2 protein-coding genes are annotated in these 587 nt (G+C 77.3%); both read right to left on the reverse strand.

Annotated features, from left to right (window positions below; all coding sequences use genetic code 11):
* Positions 1-313: transglutaminase-like domain-containing protein (locus KUM32_RS39560; RefSeq protein WP_217146571.1), on the reverse strand; the 313-nt coding region annotated here is incomplete at its 3' end.
* 29 nt (positions 314-342) lie between these two features.
* Positions 343-587: GNAT family N-acetyltransferase (locus KUM32_RS39565; protein ID WP_217146572.1), on the reverse strand; the 245-nt coding region annotated here is incomplete at its 5' end.

A 587-nucleotide genomic window follows, 5' to 3' on the forward strand; every position in this document is an offset into this window, starting at 1 on the left:
GCCCCCGGCGGCGGCGCAGCACCTCGTGCAGGAGGGTGGAGTCCAGGCGCCGGTAGTCGGCCGGGGTGCCGTGGAAGCCGCACTCCTCGCCCAGCAGGGCGGCGGTGGCGCTGGCCCACGCCTGCGGGCCGCCCGGCGCGAAGGGCAGCAGCCCGGCCAGCCGGTCCAGCTCGATCTGGGCCGCGTCCACACCCGCCTCGCCCAGCTCCGCGTCGGCCTCCGCGCCCACCAGGAGGCACAGCAGCGCCAGGTCGGGACGCTCCTCGCGCGCCGCTTCGGCGAATCGTCGCCGTCGGTCCGTGGTGTCGTACATACGTGCCTCGTACCCTGCCGCGTACCCGCTCAGCGGGCGTCGTCCCGTGGGGCGCGGAAGTAGTGGTAGGGGTGGTGCGGGCGGAAGCCGAGCCCGTCGTAGAGCGCGTGGGCGCGCGCGTTGTCCGCCTCGACCTGGAGGTAGGCCGCCGAGGCGCCCTCGGCCAGCGCCGCGCGGGACAGGGCGGCCATCACGGCGGTGGCCAGGCCCCGGCGCCGGTACTCGGGCGCCACCTCGACCGCGGCGAACCCGGCCCAGCGCCCGTCCACCACAC

The organism is Streptomyces sp. AC627_RSS907 (genome assembly GCF_019049165.1).